Origin of the sequence: Aequorivita marisscotiae, from assembly GCF_029814825.1 — a bacterium.
GTDB lineage: Bacteria > Bacteroidota > Bacteroidia > Flavobacteriales > Flavobacteriaceae > Aequorivita > Aequorivita marisscotiae.
Map to the genome: position 1 here is coordinate 1,430,238 of NZ_CP122379.1, position 14,438 is coordinate 1,444,675.

At 38.1% G+C, this 14,438-nt stretch carries 14 protein-coding genes; 7 read left to right on the forward strand and 7 right to left on the reverse strand.

All coding sequences use genetic code 11. The features are described 5' to 3' along the window. Window positions 1-25 precede the first annotated feature (25 nt). From QCQ61_RS06525 to QCQ61_RS06555, 7 genes are all read right to left on the reverse strand, one after another. Entirely contained in the window at window positions 26-535 is a 510-nt protein-coding gene (locus tag QCQ61_RS06525; protein WP_279449964.1) for an OmpH/Skp family outer membrane protein, read from the reverse strand. Window positions 536-596: 61 nt separating this feature from the next. Continuing rightward, window positions 597-1,463 carry an OmpH/Skp family outer membrane protein gene (locus QCQ61_RS06530; RefSeq protein WP_279449965.1) on the reverse strand — a complete coding sequence of 289 codons (867 nt, stop codon included), beginning with the start codon at window positions 1,461-1,463 and terminating at the stop codon, window positions 597-599. A gap of 39 nt (window positions 1,464-1,502) precedes the next feature. Further along, window positions 1,503-4,115: a BamA/OMP85 family outer membrane protein gene (locus QCQ61_RS06535; RefSeq protein WP_431605805.1), complete on the reverse strand. Its 2,613-nt coding sequence runs from the start codon at window positions 4,113-4,115 to the stop codon at window positions 1,503-1,505. Continuing rightward, the gene (gene uppS, locus QCQ61_RS06540; protein WP_279449966.1) at window positions 4,084-4,827 is read right to left on the reverse strand and encodes an undecaprenyl pyrophosphate synthase; all 744 of its coding nucleotides are present in this window, start codon (window positions 4,825-4,827) and stop codon (window positions 4,084-4,086) included. The genes QCQ61_RS06535 and uppS overlap by 32 nt, the downstream gene beginning before the upstream one ends. A gap of 7 nt (window positions 4,828-4,834) precedes the next feature. Then, window positions 4,835-5,524: a type IX secretion system protein PorG gene (gene porG, locus QCQ61_RS06545; RefSeq protein WP_279449967.1), complete on the reverse strand. Its 690-nt coding sequence runs from the start codon at window positions 5,522-5,524 to the stop codon at window positions 4,835-4,837. Between the two features lie 99 nt (window positions 5,525-5,623). Continuing rightward, window positions 5,624-6,508 carry an NAD kinase gene (locus tag QCQ61_RS06550; RefSeq protein WP_279449968.1) on the reverse strand — a complete coding sequence of 295 codons (885 nt, stop codon included), beginning with the start codon at window positions 6,506-6,508 and terminating at the stop codon, window positions 5,624-5,626. Window positions 6,509-6,568: 60 nt separating this feature from the next. Continuing rightward, window positions 6,569-7,225 (reverse strand): CBS domain-containing protein, encoded by a 657-nt coding sequence (locus tag QCQ61_RS06555; protein ID WP_279449969.1) that lies wholly within the window; start codon window positions 7,223-7,225, stop codon window positions 6,569-6,571. A gap of 178 nt (window positions 7,226-7,403) precedes the next feature. On the opposite strand from QCQ61_RS06555, the gene QCQ61_RS06560 reads away from it, so the two are divergent. From QCQ61_RS06560 to clpP, 7 genes are all read left to right on the forward strand, one after another. Further along, entirely contained in the window at window positions 7,404-8,120 is a 717-nt protein-coding gene (locus tag QCQ61_RS06560) for a pyridoxine 5'-phosphate synthase (RefSeq protein WP_279449970.1), read from the forward strand. Further along, window positions 8,117-8,878 carry an alpha/beta fold hydrolase gene (locus QCQ61_RS06565; RefSeq protein WP_279449971.1) on the forward strand — a complete coding sequence of 254 codons (762 nt, stop codon included), beginning with the start codon at window positions 8,117-8,119 and terminating at the stop codon, window positions 8,876-8,878. Before QCQ61_RS06560 ends, QCQ61_RS06565 begins: the two co-directional genes overlap by 4 nt. A gap of 94 nt (window positions 8,879-8,972) precedes the next feature. Next, entirely contained in the window at window positions 8,973-10,223 is a 1,251-nt protein-coding gene (locus QCQ61_RS06570) for an OmpP1/FadL family transporter (RefSeq protein WP_279449972.1), read from the forward strand. Window positions 10,224-10,241: 18 nt separating this feature from the next. Next, the gene (locus QCQ61_RS06575; protein WP_279449973.1) at window positions 10,242-11,774 is read left to right on the forward strand and encodes a G-D-S-L family lipolytic protein; all 1,533 of its coding nucleotides are present in this window, start codon (window positions 10,242-10,244) and stop codon (window positions 11,772-11,774) included. A gap of 90 nt (window positions 11,775-11,864) precedes the next feature. Next, entirely contained in the window at window positions 11,865-12,206 is a 342-nt protein-coding gene (locus tag QCQ61_RS06580; RefSeq protein ID WP_279449974.1) for a phage holin family protein, read from the forward strand. An 82-nt stretch (window positions 12,207-12,288) separates the two neighbouring features. After that, the gene (tig, locus tag QCQ61_RS06585) at window positions 12,289-13,608 is read left to right on the forward strand and encodes a trigger factor (RefSeq protein ID WP_279449975.1); all 1,320 of its coding nucleotides are present in this window, start codon (window positions 12,289-12,291) and stop codon (window positions 13,606-13,608) included. A gap of 139 nt (window positions 13,609-13,747) precedes the next feature. Further along, on the forward strand, window positions 13,748-14,422 hold the full coding sequence (gene clpP, locus QCQ61_RS06590) for an ATP-dependent Clp endopeptidase proteolytic subunit ClpP (protein WP_279449976.1): 675 nt from the start codon (window positions 13,748-13,750) through the stop codon (window positions 14,420-14,422). Window positions 14,423-14,438: the final 16 nt, after the last annotated feature.

Here is a 14,438-nt window from a genome sequence, read left to right on the forward strand (position 1 = left end):
TTTTAGATAATTTGTTTTTAAAGAATTACATTCCTAATTCTTTTTTTACATCTGCCATTAGATCTTTACCGTCGGCAAGGATTACACCGCTACCCATAGTAGAATCTAAAACATATTGGTAACCTTGGGCTTTGGCCACTCTCTGGATTGTATTTTGTGCTTTTTCAAGAATAGGTTTAAAGATATCTGTTCTTTTCTTGTCTAAATCCTGAAGCGCTTGTTGTCTGTATGCCTGAATGTTGTTCTGCATTCCTTCAACTTCAGTAAATCTCTTTTGGTTTTCTTCGTTTGTTTTACTTGGAGCTTCACTGTCGTATAATTTCATTTTGGTTTCTAGCTCTTTTGCCATTGCCTTAATTTCAGTGTCATACGTTTTCTGCACTTTTTCTAATTGGCTTTGTGCCGCTTTGTATTCTGGCATTGCTTCAATTAATTCTTGTGCGTTAATATGTGCAATTTTAGACTGTGCGTTTACGAAACTTGTAGCTCCTACGAAAAGCGCCATTGCAACTAAAACTATTTTCATTTTTTTCATTGTAAGTGTATTTAATTTAAGTGTTATTCTTTTAAGCATTATTATTTATTAAAGTATGGTATTATTGTCCGTTGCCTTCTTCGCCTTCAGGTTGGTTATTTCTGTTTTGGCGTGCGTTCATTATCGAATCTCTTCTGCGCTCTCTTTCTTCTATTAAACGTTGTCTGCGAGCTTCGAATTCAGCTTTTTTAACTGCACGGATGGAGTCGCGTTCTTTTTGACGTTGTGCCATCATTTCTTCTCGTTCCGTTTTTTTGGCTTCTACTATTTTTTCGCGCTCTTCCTTCTTTTCCTCTATTGCTTTTTCTCTTTCTGTAATAGCTCCTTCTTCTTCCATTGAAAGACTTTCGCGTTTTTCAATTTCGCGTTTTTCTTTCTTATCTGCGGCTTGCACTCTTCTGCCGGCGCGCTCAATACTTCTTAGAACAATATCGCTGATGTCGTTTCTTTTTGCGGCGAAAAGCATAACCACGTCTGCAGATTTATCAAAAATGAAATCGTATTTTTTGTTTTCTGCAACTTCTTGTACAATATTGAAAACTTGATCTTGAATAGGCTGCACCAACTGTCTTCTTTGAATTATTAAATCGCCATTGGGACCAAAACGGTCTTGTTGGTATTGAAGCATTTCGTCTTCTTTAATTTTTATTTCCTCTTCCCTTTCATCTATAAGTTCTTTTGTAAGAAGTACTCTTTCGTTAGCGAGGTTTAATTTCATCTGATCTATCTCCTTCTGCTTTTTTTCGATGTCCTGCTTCCAACGTTGTACTTTGCCTTCCAATTGTATGGAAGCTTCTTTGTATTCAGGTACACTTTCCAGGATATATTCCATGTCTATATATCCAATTCGAACGCCTCTTTGCGCTTCAGCCATAAAGGTGAAGCAAAAAAGGGAAAGGGTAAAAAATAGTATTTTTTTTGTCTTCATATTAGTTGGTTGTTGTTTAAGAAAATATCGTGCCAATCTTTAAAATTGTTGTCCAATTATAAAATGAGTTTCCCATCCGTTCTTAGTAGTTCCACCCAAAACAGGATCAAAGCCATATCCAAAGTCTATACCTAGAAGTCCGAATGCTGGCATAAATATACGTAATCCTGCGCCAGCCGAACGTTTTAATTCAAAAGGATTATAGTTTCTAAATCCATCATAAGATGCTCCACCTTCTGCAAAGCCCAGTACATAAATAGATGCCATTTGTGCCAAAGTTACGGGATATCTTACCTCTAACGAAAATTTATTGTAAATCGTATTTCCGTCTTGATCTGAAAGCGATTGATTGGGGTACCCACGCATTTGGATTACTTCACGGCCATCTAAACTATACGCGCCAAGACCATCACCTCCAACAAAAAACCTCTCAAACGGCGGTACGCCACGGTCTTGGTTGTATGCTCCAAGAAATCCGAATTCGGTATTGGTGCGAAGTACCATTTTTCCAATAAGTCTGGTGTACCAGGTGCCTTTAAATTTTACTTTGTAGTATTCTAGCCATCCAAAACGTTCTTGATCTATTGCTGAAATTCGCTTGTTGTTATCTATATATTCGGGATCGTCGGGAAGTGTTTGCATTAATTCTGCTCTTTCCTCAGCTAATCCTTTGTAGTTTACACTATTAAAAGCAGAGTAGGGCAGTGTCATTTTTGCGGTAAGGCTAAATTCTGAACCTTGGGTTGGATAGATTGGGTTAGTTGCTGTATTGTTTCTGCTAATGCCAATAGTGTATGCCAAGTTGTTGGAATAGCCATCTCCGAAAGTAAACAGGCCCGTGTTATAATTATTTAAGTTGTAATGTTGAAAACTAATGGCATTAGACCATATAAAATAATCGTCCGGCCACTTAACTTTTTTGGCAAGACCTATAGATCCTCCCGTAATTGTAAAACTTCTTGATTTATCTGCCCGTCTATTTCTATAATCGTAGAAATTTTGAATTGTATGCGAAAAAGAAGTTGAAAATTGAACAGGCTTTTTACCTCCCAACCAAGGTTCAGTAAGCGATAAGCTATACGTTTGATAATAGCTACTTGCTTGGGCACGAATAGATAGTTTTTGGCCATCGCCCATAGGTAATGGTTTGTAAGAATCTAAATTAAAAATATTTCGAAGTGAAAAATTATTGAAGGAAAGACCCAATGTTCCCACGAAGCCACCGCCGCCATAACCTCCTTGTAGCTCAATCTGGCTGGAACCTTTTTCCACAACGGAGTATTCCAAATCTACCAAGCCGTTATTTTCGTCTACGGTTTTAAAATTTGGCGATAGTTGTTCTGGGTCAAAGAAGCCCAGTTGTCCTAATTCGCGGATGGTTCTTACCACATCTCTTTTGCTGTACTTTTGTCCGGGACGTGTTCGTAATTCGCGATATATAACGTGGTCGTTCGTACGGTCGTTTCCTACTACGGTAACATGATCAAAATAGAAAAGGTTGCGCTCCATGATTCGTATTTCAAAATCTATGGTGTCGTTGCGAACAGCTACTTCTACGGGGTTTATACGTGCAGCAAGGTATCCGTTATTTTGGTACAAGTTTGTAAGATCGTTCGCTTCGGGGTCGGTTTCGTCTGCAATACGTTCCTCAAGTAAGATGCCGTTGTAAACTTCCCCACTTTTAATACCGAGAATTTGACGTAATTGACTATCGGTAAATACACTATTTCCAATAAATTTAATATCGCCAAAGTAATATTTATCGCCTTCTTCAAGTGTTATATTAAGCGCCACATTTTGATCGTCTAAAACACGGAGGGTATCTTCAATGATGCGCGCATCTCTAAAGCCATTAGCTTTGTATTTCGTTAAAATAGACTCTCTGTCTTCTTCTATTCCTTCTTCAGTGTATTTAGAGCGTTTCCAGAAGCGAATGAAGTTTTTTCGTTTGGTTTTTTTCATGGCGCGGCGCAATTTGCTATCGGCAAAATGTTCGTTTCCAGTAAAATTTATTTCCTTCACCTTTACTCTATTCCCTTTATTGATGGTAATGGTCATATCTCTGGATATCTCGGTTCCCAGCGAATCGGTAACGGGTGTGGTGCTTATAATTACATCTGTATTAAAAAACCCATCTTTTTTATACTTGTTTTTAATGTAATTTTTAGTGGTTGCAATCAGGTTCTTGGTGATTTTCGTACCAGTTTTAAGGTCGTTGTCCTTAATTATTTCTTTTCTTTTAGATTTTCTAATCTTATCGCCTTTTAAGGTAACTTCGTTAAGTTTGGGCAATTCAACTATATAAAGCTCTAAATCTACATTGTCTCCCTCTATATTTGTAACATAGAAAGCGATATCGCTAAATAGGTTCTGTTCCCAAAGTTTCTTTGTTACTTGGCTGAGTTTTTCGCCGGGAATATAGATTCGGTCTCCTTTTTTTAAGCCGGTAAAAGCAATAACCGTTTGCTCATTAAAGTTTTGAGCTCCGGTAACGGTTATTTGGTTTATGGTGTATTTTTTACCGCTATCAAGTTCTTTTTGCTGCGCTTGTATTGTAAAGACGGAAAGTATTGTAATTAAAAAAATACAACAAGATTTTCTGTAAAGTTGCAATAGGAAACTATTGTTTAAGTTGTTCACTGGTTTTTCCAAATCTTCTTTCTCTGTTTTGATAATTTATTATTGCTTCAAAAAGATGGTTTTTAGTATAATCCGGCCAAAGTGTTTCAGTAAAATACAATTCGGCGTAAGCTATTTGCCAAAGTAGAAAATTACTAATGCGCTGCTCGCCACTGGTGCGGATCAATAAATCTACATCTGGTAAATTTTGCGTGTAAAGATGATTATTTATTACCGTTTCATCAATATCGTGCGGCGAAATTAGGTTATTTTTAACTTTAAGACTAATCTCTTTTATTGTTTTTATGATTTCTTCCCTTGAACCATAACTAAGTGCAAGGGTAACGGTCATGCGCTTGTTGTTTTTTGAAGCGTCTATAACATGGTGCAATTCTTTTTGCGCTTTTTTGGGTAAAGCTTCTATGTTGCCAATGGCGTTGAGTTTTATATCGTTGTCCTGCAACGTTTTTATTTCTTGTTTTAATGCCGAAACTAAAAGCTTCATTAATAGGTCTACCTCTAATTTTGGTCTGTTCCAGTTTTCGGTTGAAAAAGCATAAAGAGTTAAAAATGGAATGCCAATCTCGGCACAGCCTTCAATTATTTCACGAACCGATTTCGATCCATTTTCATGACCCTTGTACCTAAATAGACCTTTTTGTTTTGCCCAGCGTCCATTGCCATCCATAATAATGGCCAAATGTTGCGGCAGTTTGTTTGGGTCTATTTGGTTTTTGTAATCCATTTGTAATTTAAAAATTGCAGTAGCATGGCTTTCTTCCAAATGCAAAAGTAACAGTTATGCCAGTGAATACATACCAATCGTCGCTATTTGTGTTGCCAAACTTAAGGCTTTGGTCGTCGGCTAGATCTTTTACTGGGTTGCTACCGTCTAGATTATCTGTAAACGTATAGCGTGCGCCAATTTCAAAACCTACCATTGCGTTTACGCCCAAATTTGCCTTATACCCTACTACCATTGGTATTGCCACAGAGCCGGCGCCATCGTAATCGGTAATTCTATCACCTCTTTTATAGAGTGCATCGTACCAAAAGTAAGTAAGACCGGTATATAAATAAGGCGTAGAAATAGATCTTTGGCTATGAACATTAAACTCCCAAAAGGTGTATTCTATTCCGAGTGAGATTTCTTTAATAGTATTCTCAAAAGAATAACCGCGTTGCTGTCTGCGGCTGTTGTTGCTTTTTGCGTCGTCTCCTTTTATCCTAGCAATCATCACGGAGCCTCTAAAAGCGTGGCGCGTGCTTCGGTTCCACTTTATAACGCCGCCTAGTGAAAGGCTGTTTGGGTTAATATAATTGGTTTTTCCGATATCGCCAATATAATTAGTTCCCCCAAGCATTCCGCCTATTTCATAGGTTTGTGAATGCGCGTAGTACGCTGTGGAGAGTATAAGAAATACGGTCGCGAAATACTTCATATAATTTTAAAGTTTGCAAATATAACAATAAACTTGGCTTGACATTGTGAGATGGTAATTTGTCTCAGTTGATTAACAAAATTTAAGTAGATTTATTGTTTAGTTCCGCTTGTCTTCACCCCACAATAGTTTTTTGCGAAGCGTTTTAATAAAGCTGTCATCGTGCAGCTGAAGTAGTTTTATGGTAAAAGGAGCTTTCTTTATAATTATTTCGGTTTCGTTTTCTAAAGTGGCAATACGCGAATCCATAGACACTAAAAACGTATTTTCCCTACCCGAAACTTTTAGTGTTACAGTACTGGAATCTGGTATTACCAAAGGGCGTGCATTTAGGTTGTGCGGTGCAATCGGGGTGAGTAAAATGCTGTTGGTTGCTGGATCTATCACAGGTCCGCCACAACTTAAGGAATACCCGGTAGAACCCGTAGGTGTTGCAACAATAAGGCCGTCGGACCAGTAGGAGGTAAGGTATTTATCGTTTACGTGTGTTTCTACTTTTATCATAGAAGTAGTATTCCGACGGTTTACGGCAACTTCATTCAATGCAAAATTTAAAGGCTGAATTTCTTCGCTGTGCGGAGTTGTTTCTACGGTAAGCAAGCTTCTTTCAGAAATAGTGTATGCACCTTCTAAAATTTGATTTAGGCTTTCGGTAATTTCTTCTTTTTGAATTGTTGCCAAAAAACCGAGTCGCCCCGTATTAATGCCAACAATAGGAATACCCAAGTCTCCTACAAATGTTACAGACTTTAAAATGGTTCCATCGCCTCCTATGCTGAAAAATAGATCAAAGCTTTTATCTAATGTGGTAAAGGTAGAACAGCCAGAAAAGTTTTTTGTGATGTCTTGATTTCTGTTAATAATTTCCAGAAAATTTTTTTCTATTAAAACTTCGGCCTCGCGTTTTTGAAGCGCGTCCAACAACATCTGAATATAGATTTCTGCATTTTCGTGATAAAACTGTCCGTAGATTCCTATTTTCATAGTTGTTGTTTCTCTAATGTTGAATAGTTAAAATGAAAGCGAGCGGCAGGGAGTTATTTTTTAAATATTAAGGTACTTATCTAAATATTCCGATCGGTCTTTTAAATCTTCCATAAATTTATCTTCCTCGTGGTGGCTTATCACATTATAATTATACCTTCTAAAAGTTTGAACAATACTATTTAAAGCACTATGCCCAATTTTTAAGGTTATTTGCACGATTTCCTTTTCAATTTTTGAAATAAAAATCCCGAAAATTCGCGAACCGTTAGATTCTACTATTTGGCATACTTCACTAAAAGAATAATCTTGAATGTCTTTTTCAACTACTATTATACCACCCGCTTCATTTAAAAAAGGTGTATTGTTGAAAAGGCTCATAATATCGCCCAATTCATAATACCCTAAATACTTGTTTTCGGCACCTAATACCGGCATAATATTACTGTTGTTTAGGGCAAAGGCTTCCAAAATATCCAGCCAATTGGTGTCTTCGAGAACGTGAAATGGCTCCAAGGCATATTGAAAATCTACCAACAATTTTGTGTTGTCAAAACAATACGAATCGTTTTCGGAAACACAGCCTATATAATGGCCTTCTTTTTTAACGGGTACGTGCGAGTAGGTAAGCTGGTTGAAAACGGTTTGCACATCCTTTACTTTAGCCGAAATATCAAAGGGTTCAATATCGTTTATGATGTAATTAAGAGTTTGCATAGCAAATTATTTTTATCGCAAATTACTTAAAATAAAGGTTCATTTGCATCATGAAGGTTTGTATTTTTGTTAAAAATATAGCCGCTCTTGCTTCCATAGATGCAATTGGATTACATTTTTTGCCGTAGTAACGAATGGATTTATCGTACTGTTGCGATTTCCGAATAAACAAAAAATAATGACAAAACTAAGCGTAAACATTAATAAAATAGCCACTTTGCGCAATGCACGTGGTGGCAATGTGCCGGATCTTTTAAAGATGGCGAAGGATATTCAAAATTTTGGGGCGCAAGGAATCACAATTCATCCAAGGCCAGATGAGCGCCACATTCGTTACCAAGATGCATACGATTTAAAAGCTATTGTTACTACCGAATATAATATTGAAGGTAACCCAATGGATAATTTCACTAAAATGGTTTTGCAGATTAAACCTACGCAAGTTACGCTTGTGCCCGATGCTGTTGATGCAATTACTTCAAACGCTGGGTGGGATACCGTGAAACACAAAGATTATTTAAAGGAAATTATTGCCGAATTTAAACGAAACGATATCCGCACTTCAATATTTGTAGATCCAACTTTAAAGATGATTGAAGGCGCCGCCGAAACGGGAACAGATAGAATTGAGCTTTACACCGAAGAATTTGCCGATCAATTTACCTTAGGAAACAAAGAAGCCATTAAGCCATATACCGAATGCGCCATCCTTGCAAATAAACTTGGCCTCGGCATTAATGCGGGTCACGATCTTTCGCTGGATAATATTGAGTTTTTTAAAGAAAACATTCCAAATCTTTTGGAAGTTAGTATAGGGCACGCGCTTATTAGCGAATCGTTATATTACGGATTGGAAAAGGTAATTGCAGGCTATTTAAAAAAACTTAGTTCATGATTTTACACTCACAAATACTCGGCTCCGGCAAACCCTTCGTGATTCTTCACGGTTTTCTAGGTATGAGCGATAACTGGAAAACCCTCGGAAATCAATGGGCGGAATCGGGATATGAAGTTCATCTAATAGACCAACGCAACCACGGGCGCAGTTTTCATAGCGAAGAATTCTCGTATAATATCATGGCTCAGGATTTAGTGAATTATTGCGAAGAATACAACCTTACAGAAATAATACTGCTAGGCCATTCCATGGGCGGAAAAGTGGCGATGCAGTTTGCGGTTACCTACCCCGAAATGGTTTCGAAGTTGATTGTTGCAGATATTGGCCCAAAAGCATATCCGTCGCACCACCAAGATATTTTAAAAGCACTATCCTCTTTAGATTTTAAAAAAATAGATTCGCGCGGTGATGCGGAGGCTGTTCTTTCAGAATTTATTAAAGATAAAGGTACGCGGCTATTTCTTTTAAAAAATTTATATCGAAAAAATAAAAATGAATTTGCCCTTCGTATAAACCTTCCTGTACTTTCCAAAAAAATTGAAGAAATTGGTGTCCCGCTTCCTGAAGACACCATGTATAAAGGCGATACGTTGTTTTTAAGTGGCGAAAAAAGTGGCTATATCGAGCCAATGGACGCTATTTTAATTGAAAAACATTTTCCGAAAGCAAAAATTGAAATTATTTCCGGAGCCGGCCATTGGCTACACGCCGAAAATCCCGAAGAATTTTATGATAATGTTATGATTTTTTTATAATATTGTAGGAAAGTATCTTATGCGCGCATAATAAATTTTGTGTAAAAGACATAAATATCCTTAATATCTGAAATTAACTCTAAAGAAGTAAACTATGAAGAAAGTATTAGTACTCGCCGTTTTTGCACTTGCAAGTGCGGTGACTTATGCAGGCGGTTACCGTGTAAGCTTGCAGGGCAATAAAGCCTTAGCGATGGGCCACACCGGGGTCGCGGTAATAAATAGCAGCGAATCGGTATTTTTTAATCCTGCCGCTATGGTGTATTTGGAAGATAAATTTAATATCTCTGTTGGGGTGCATGGTGTATTTTCAAACATTGCCTATCAGGATACCCAAACTGGGGCCAATGCTCGCACCGATAGTCCAGTAGGAACGCCGCTTTATTTATACGCTTCGTACCAAGCTACAGATTGGTTGGCCTTTGGTCTTGGAGTTTACACGCCGTACGGAAGTTCGGTGGAGTATGAAAAAGATTGGGAAGGTTCGCATTTAGTTAATACAATTGATTTGCAGGCAATCTATATTCAGCCAACCGTATCGTTTAAAATAAACGATAAATTGAGTTTTGGAGGTGGTCCTATTTATGTTACGGGTTCTGTAAATTTTAATAGAAACCTTAACCGCACTCTTACAGATATAGACGGAAATCGTGCGAATGTAACTATTGATGCCAGCGGAGTAACAAGCTGGGGATGGGTTGCAAGCTCAATGTTTAAATTTACAGACAACCTTAGAATTGGTGCAACTTACCGCTCAGAAATTATTTTAGAAGCCGAAGAAGGTACCGCAGAATTTGAAAATATTCCTAATTCGCCCTTAACTCCTTTTCAAAATACAGCTATCGATGCTGCTATGCCATTACCTGCTGAAATGACTGTGGGTATGTCATACAATTTCTGTGAGAAATGGCTCTTTGCTTTTGATTTTAATCGAACTTTTTGGGATGCCTATGAATCATTAGATATCAATTTTGAAAATCCGGCTATTCCAGATTCCAAGAATGCACGTAATTATAAAAACGCTTCAGTATATCGTTTCGGTATGCAGTACGAAGCTACTAAAATGTTCACGCTAAGAGCAGGGTACTACTTTGATGAATCTCCAGTTCGCGAGGGTTATTTCGCACCCGAAACACCTCGAAACGATAGCAACAACTTTACTGCCGGACTTACCGTAAATCTTGGCGAGCACTTACAGATAGATGCCTCATTCCTATATTCACACTTTAAGGAAATAGATGCTTCGTACAACTATTATTTCGAAAATGGTCAGGCGGTTCCATTTAAAGGAACGTACAAAACCAATGCTTTTGTTCCGGGATTAGGGCTTACATATAAATTATAATCGAAAAAAATCTTAAAGATGAAAAATATACTTAAATATACATTCGCAGTTTTGGCCGTAGGCTTCGTAAGCTGCGAACCAGAATTTGATACGCCTGTAACAGACGAAGGTTTTTACACGAGCGGAATGGCAGATCTTTCAAAATATGTTTCTGTCGGAAACTCGTTAACTGCGGGTTATGCGGACGGTGCACTTTATATTACCGGGCAGGAAAATAGCTACCCAAATATTATGGCTCAGCAGTTTTCTTTTGCCGGTGGAGGTGAATTTAATCAACCATTAATGAATGATAATTTGGGCGGGTTGCTATTAGGCGGAACTCAGATTACTGAAAATAGATTAGTGCTTGCCGTAGATGCCAATGGAAATCCAGGACCCGTGCGTTTGGCCGGAACGCCAACAACCGAAATAACAAACAAATTAACTGGTCCGTTTAATAACATGGGGGTTCCCGGTGCAAAAAGTTTTCATTTGGTAGCACCAGGTTACGGAAATGCTGCGGGAGTACCAACAGGTGCGGCAAACCCTTATTATGCGCGTTTTGCAAGTAGTGAGAGTGCTACGGTTATTAGCGATGCTGCTACTCAAAATGCAACTTTTTTCAGTTTGTGGATTGGTAATAACGATATTTTAAGTTATGCAACTTCTGGTGGTTCTGGGGTTGATCAAACAGGTAATTTTGATCCAGCTACCTACGGAGGTAACGATATTACAGATCCAAATGTGTTTGCATCTGTTTACAGCCAACAAGTTGATGCCTTAACCGCAAATGGCGCTAAAGGTGTTTTGGTGAATATTCCTGAAGTTACATCTATTCCATACTTTACAACTGTGCCTACTAACGCAATTCCTTTAGATGCAGCTACTGCCGGTGCACTAAACGCGCAGTTTGCCGGTTATAATACGCAGATTTTGCCTGGCTTAGCGGCCATGGGCGTAATAACGCCCGAAGAAGCTGCCATGCGAATGATAAACTTTTCTGCAGGTCAAAACTTCCCAATTATGACCGATGATGATCTTACAGATCTAACGGTTATTTTACAAGGAGCTCCCTTTAGTTTACCGCAGGAATTGGCTGTTTTATTAGGGCAATTACGTCAAGTTAAATCTGACGATCTAATCGTACTAACCGCTTCTTCGATATTAGGGACTACGCCAGATCCAAACAATCCACAAGGAGTAATTGGGGTTTCCATTCCGTTAAGCGACCAATATGTTTTGGCCGTTTCAGAACAGGCTCGCATTACTGCGGCAAGTACAGCATATAACGCAACTATCCAAGCGTTGGCTGGGGCAAAAGGCTTGGCTTTTGTAGATGCCAAATCGGCATTGGCTAGTCTTGCCAATGGCGGAATTGCTTATGATGGTGGAGTTCTTACATCACAATTTGTAACAGGTGGCGCGTTCTCTTTAGATGGAGTTCACCCAACGCCTAGAGGTTATGCCTACACAGCCAACCTTATTATTAGAGCAATTAACAATACGTACGATGCAACAATCCCAACAGTACACATTGGCGATTACGGTACCATAACCGCTACGAATAATTAGTATTTTTTAAATTTAGTTAGTTTGTAAACCGCTCTCGCCTGAGGGCGGTTTTTTAGTATATTTACGTAAACTAATTTAATTTCTTCAAAAATGAAACTCATCATTAAATTACTTCTTACCGCGCTAGCAGTTGTTGTTCTGGCAAAAATTCTTCCGGGTGTTGCGGTAGCTGGCTACGGATCGGCAATAATCGTTGCTATTGTTATAGCTTTATTGCGATTGCTGGTTAAACCAATTTTAGTAGTATTAACGCTGCCAATAACAATTGTAACTTTCGGACTGTTTTTGCTTATTATAAATGCGGTTATTATTCTAATGGCGGCTTATTTTATAGATAGTTTTGCAGTTGCATCTATTTGGTGGGCACTACTTTTTAGCCTGTTGCTTTCACTTTTTCAAGCTGTGTTGTTTTCGCTCATAAAGGAGGACTAGCAATTTGTAGAACAACAGTTTATAAATGTTTGTTGGGTTGTGCAAAAAGCCGTACTTTTGCATCCCGAAATTCAGGAGAAAAATGAACATTACAAAAAAAGACATTGATAAACTAAATGCTGTTCTTACAGTTGAAGTTGCAAAGGAAGACTATTCTGCCAACGTAGAAAAAGTACTCAATAATTACAGAAAAACCGCGAATATCCCTGGTTTTAGAAAAGGCCACATCCCAATGGGAATGGTGAAAAAACAATACGGAAAGGCGGTTTTGGTAGAAGAAGTAAACAAATTACTTCAAGATGCGCTTCACAAATATCTTAACGAAGAAAAATTAGACGTTCTCGGAAATCCACTTCCAAAGAACGAAGCAGAAATTGATTGGAATGCAGATAACTATTCCTTTGAATTTGAATTGGGCCTTGCACCCGAATTTACCGTAGATGTAAACAACAAGGAAATTGTTCACTATAAAATTGTAGCAGACGACGAATTGCTAAACAATCAAGTAAAAACAATCCGCAAGCAGTACGGTAAATTAATTTCAAAAAACGAAGTTGAAAAAGGCGATGAAATCACCGGGACTTTTACTTCCGAAGAAAAGGAAATTGAAAAGAAAACAACCATTACCACTGAAGATATCGCAGGTAAAAAACAATTGGAAAGCCTACTTGGCGCCAAGGTTGGCGACACGGTAACCTTGAAAACAAAAGGAATGTTTGCCGATGATCACGACAATCAGAAATTTTTGGGTGTTGCGCACGATGAGGCCCACGGGTTGGATATTGAAGTTTCTCTAAAAATAGAAGAGGTAAATAAGCGCGAAATGGCCGAATTGAACCAAGATCTTTTCGATAAATTATTTGGTGAAGGCGTTGTTACTTCCGAAGCCGAATTAAAGGCTAAAATTAAGGAAGATGCCGAAGGACAATTTGCACAACAAAGCGACCAAAAATTGTTGAATGATGTAGTTGATTCGTTAATTGAAAATACAAAATTTGATCTTCCAAAAGAGTTTCTACAACGTTGGATTGCAATGACCGGCGAAAAGAGACTTTCCGAAGAAGAGGCAAAAGCCGAATTTGAAAGAAGTGAAAAAGGGCTTCGCTATCAGTTAATCGAAGGCAAACTTCGCACTGAAAATAATTTGCAAGTTACTTTTGATGAGTTAAAAGACCATTCAAAAAATATGATAAAAGCACAAATGGCGCAGTTTGGGCAAACAAACCCAACAGAAGAGGAATTAGAGTCTATCACCGCCCGTATTCTTTCTAATAAGGAAGAAGTAGAGCGTTTAAGCGAACAACTTAACTCGGCCAAATTGCTTAACTACTTTAAGGAAAACGCAAAGTTGAAGACTAAAGAGATTGCGTACGATAAATTCATTAAAGAAGCCTACGCATAATTCAGCAAAGAAATAGTTATCTTTAGGCGTTGAATTATTATAATTTAACGCCTTTTTAATTCGGCTTAAATAGTAGAACCACAAGTGAATTTTCGTAACGAATTTTCAAAAACTATTAAATTGAAATTTAAATACATTTATGAACTACAGTAACGAATTTAGAAACTTCGCCATAAAAGATCAAGGAATAAACAATATGTACTACGATAAAATTATCAGTAGTATGTATCCCACAAACTTGACACCAAATATTATTGAGGAACGCCAAATGAACGCAGTAGCGATGGACGTTTTTTCGCGTTTAATGATGGACCGCATAATTTTTCTCGGCACCGGAATTAACGATCAAGTTGCAAACATAGTGCAGGCGCAATTACTGTTCTTGGCCAGTACCGACGCATCACGCGATATACAAATTTATATTAATTCGCCAGGTGGTAGTGTTTATGCAGGTTTAGGAATTTACGATACAATGCAATTTATAAAACCGGACGTTGCAACTATTTGTACTGGTATGGCAGCCTCCATGGCCGCAGTACTATTATGTGCTGGCGAAAAAGGAAAACGCAGTGGCTTAACGCACTCACGCGTTATGATTCATCAACCTTTGGGTGGAGCACAGGGCCAAGCGAGCGATATTGAAATTACGGCCCGCGAAATAATTACCTTAAAAGAAGAGCTTTATAAAATAATTGCCAAGCATTCCGGTCAAACCTATGAAAAGGTTTATGACGATAGCGACCGCGATTATTGGATGAAAGCCGATAAAGCTTTGGAGTACGGAATGATTGATGAAATATTGACCCGAAGCTAAAAAAAACAGATTTTTT